This window comes from Brachybacterium sp. p3-SID1565, assembly GCF_025143785.1.
In the GTDB taxonomy this organism is placed as follows: Bacteria; Actinomycetota; Actinomycetes; order Actinomycetales; family Dermabacteraceae; genus Brachybacterium; species Brachybacterium epidermidis.
In genome coordinates this window covers 1-2,852 of the sequence record NZ_JAMBDS010000093.1, presented here as the reverse complement: position 1 = coordinate 2,852, position 2,852 = coordinate 1, and the positions used below count along the sequence as shown (strand labels likewise).

Sequence of the window (2,852 nt, the reverse complement as noted above, 5' to 3'; positions counted from 1 at the left end):
GCGGCCGCCGCGCTCTCTCAGTGCACAGGCAGCTCAGAACGAACCCGAATCGGGGTCGTACCCGGCGTCGGGGTCGTAGCCCCCATCCGGGTCGTACCCGCCGTCGGGGTCGTAGCCGTTCATGATTCCCCCTTGAATGGTGTGTGAGAAATGCACCGTGGTGCACTGCTGATTCAAAGCAGTTCCCGCCTGGTAGGACTAGGTCCTGGCCTGCGACTTTTGTCGATCACTTCTCCGCTGATAGGAGGTGGCCAGAATGAGCTGGCCGGCTCGAGATGGCATGATCGCCACCTGATCCACCCGAACATGTGGCGGCCGTGCCCCAGCAGCCCCCGCATCCGAGTCAGGGAGAACACGCATGTCACCCAAGAGCACCACCCCGAAGCGCATCCTGGCCGTCACCACGAGCACCGCGGCCTATGAGACCGTCGGGTACCGCACCGGCCTGTGGCTGGGCGAGCTCACCCACTTCTACGACGTGGTCACCGGCGCCGGGCACGACGTGGTCATCGCCAGCATCGACGGCGGCCGCGTCCCCCTGGATCCCGAGAGCCTGGGCGCACTCGTGCTCAAGCAGGGCGGCACAGGGCAGCGCTACGCAGACCGCTCCTTCATGGATCTGCTGGAGGACACCCCGAGCATCGAGTCCCTGGCCGATGAGTCCTTCGACGCCGTCTACCTCACCGGCGGCCACGGCACCATGTTCGACTTCCCCACCTCCGCGGCCCTTGCCGAGCGGATCCGTCGCACCGATGGCGACGGTGGGATTGTCGCAGCCGTCTGCCACGGCCCGGCAGGTCTCACGGAGGTGATCGGTGCCGACGGCCGCCCCTTCCTGGACGGACGCAAGGTCACCGGTTACAGCTGGCCCGAGGAGAAGCTCGCCAGCCGCGCCGACGCGGTCCCCTTCCGGCTGGACGAGCGGCTGAAGGAGCGCGGCGCCACCTACACCAAGGCGCTGCGGCCGATGGCCTCCAAGGTGGTGGTCGACGATCGACTCATCACCGGCCAGAACCCCACCAGTGCCAGCGGCGTGGGAGAGGCCGTGGTGAAGCTGCTGGCCAAGCAGGACCGCCGCTGACCGGCCTCGGCCTGAACTGCCACTGCCTCAGGACGGCCGTGCGCTGCGGCGCAGCCACACCGTGGTGGCCCCGGGGATCTCGTCCCCGTCCAACGGCATGCTGGAGGCGAGCACCTCGCCCTCCGGCAGCGGCACCGGCGCTTCACCGAAGTTCGTCACCGACAGCCAGCCGCCGGGCCGGTCGAAGGCCAGCACGTCCGGGCCGCACAGCGACTCGTCCCAGCGCAGCTCCTCCGCGCCCTGCAGCTTTCGACGCAGTCCCAGCACCTCGCGGTACAGCTCCAGGGTGGAGCCGGCCACCCCGTCCAGCGCCTCCACCGCATGCTCGGCGAACCAGCCGGGCTGGGGCAGGTGCGCACCGTCCTCCCCGAAGCCGAAGGAGGAGCCTCCACGAGTCCACGGGATCGGCACCCGGCAGCCGTCGCGGCCCAGGCCGTCGAAGCCGCGGGTCTCCGGGGTGGTGCGCCAGAACGCGGGGTCCTGCCGATGCTCGTCGGGGATGTCGGCCACCTCGTGCAGGCCCAGCTCCTCGCCCTGGTACAGGTAGGCGCTGCCCGGCAGGGCCAGCTCCAGCATCGTCGCCGCGCGCGCCCGGCGGATGCCCAGCTCCCGGTCCAGCTGCTCCTCGGGACCGCCGGCGATCACCCAGTCGGCGCCGTGCTTGTCGGGGCTGCCGTTGCGCGGTGGCAGGCCGTATCGGGTGGCGTGGCGGATCTGGTCGTGGTTGGACAGCACCCAGGTGGTGGTCGAGCCGGTCTTCTCCACCTGCTCGAGGCTGAAGTCGATCACCTCGCGGAAGTCGGCGGCCTTGAAATCGGCCTCCAGCAGGTCGAAGTTGAAGGCCTGGCCCAGGCCGTCCGGGGTGGCGTACTTGGCGCGCCGCTCGGGGGTGTCCACCCACGCCTCGGCCACGGCCATCCGCGGCGGATCGTACTCGTTGAACACCTCGCGCCACTCGGCGTAGATCCGGTGCACGTCGTCGCGGTCCCACAGGGGATGGGTGCCGTCCTTGGGCATCCCCTTGAGCTGCGCCTTGGTGGGCAGCTGCTCCGGGAGCTCCTTGGCCAGGCCCTGGGCCACGTCCACCCGGAACCCGTCCACCCCGCGATCGGACCAGAACCGCAGGGTGTGCAGGAAGTCCTCGCGCACCTCGGGGTGGTCCCAGTTGAAGTCGGGCTGCTCGCGGGCGAAGGAGTGCAGGTACCACTGGCCGTCCTCCACTTGGGTCCAGGCGGGCCCGCCGAAGATGGACTCCCAGTCCGCCGGCGGCAGGGAGCCGTCCGGCCCGGTGCCGTCGCGGAAGATGTACCGCTCGCGGGCGTTCGAACCCTTCGGGGAGGCCAGCGCCTCCTGGAACCACGCGTGGCGGTCGGAGGAGTGGTTGGGCACCAGGTCCACGATCACGCGGATCCCGGCTCCGTGCAGCAGGTCCACCAGCTCCTCGAACTGCTCGAGGGTTCCGATGCGGGGGTCCACGTCGCGGTAGTCGTCCACGTCGTACCCGCCGTCGGCCAGCGCCGAGGGGTAGAACGGGCTCAGCCACACCGCGTCGACGTTCAGGGAGCGCAGGTAGTCGATGCGGGAGATGATCCCGGTCAGATCGCCGATGCCGTCGGCCGTGCCGTCGGCGAAGGAGCGCGGGTAGATCTGGTACACGGCGGCCTGACGCCACCAGTCGGCATCGCTCAGGGGGATCTCGACGGAGTGGTGCTCGGACATGGGGGAACTCCTCAGGGTGCAGGTGCTCGGTTCGGGTGCGTGGGCGGTGGTG

Annotated in this window: 2 protein-coding genes; one reads left to right on the top strand and one right to left on the bottom strand. The window is 69.9% G+C overall.

What is annotated here, in order from left to right; all coding sequences use genetic code 11:
• The first annotated feature begins 358 nt into the window (after positions 1-358).
• Complete coding sequence (locus M4D54_RS13730; protein ID WP_259793234.1) at positions 359-1,081, top strand: type 1 glutamine amidotransferase domain-containing protein; 723 nt, start codon at positions 359-361, stop codon at positions 1,079-1,081.
• A 27-nt stretch (positions 1,082-1,108) separates the two neighbouring features.
• Here M4D54_RS13730 and M4D54_RS13725 read toward each other — a convergent pair whose 3' ends face one another.
• Positions 1,109-2,800 carry a glycoside hydrolase family 13 protein gene (locus M4D54_RS13725; RefSeq protein WP_259892104.1) on the bottom strand — a complete coding sequence of 564 codons (1,692 nt, stop codon included), beginning with the start codon at positions 2,798-2,800 and terminating at the stop codon, positions 1,109-1,111.
• Between the last annotated feature and the right edge of the window lie 52 nt (positions 2,801-2,852).

Bases quoted from the DNA above. Each gene is read 5' to 3' on its own strand.
- M4D54_RS13725 (WP_259892104.1), bottom strand. From the start codon at position 2,800: ATGTCCGAGCACCACTCCGTCGAGATCCCCCTGAGCGATGCCGACTGG.
- M4D54_RS13730 (WP_259793234.1), top strand. From the start codon at position 359: ATGTCACCCAAGAGCACCACCCCGAAGCGCATCCTGGCCGTCACCACG.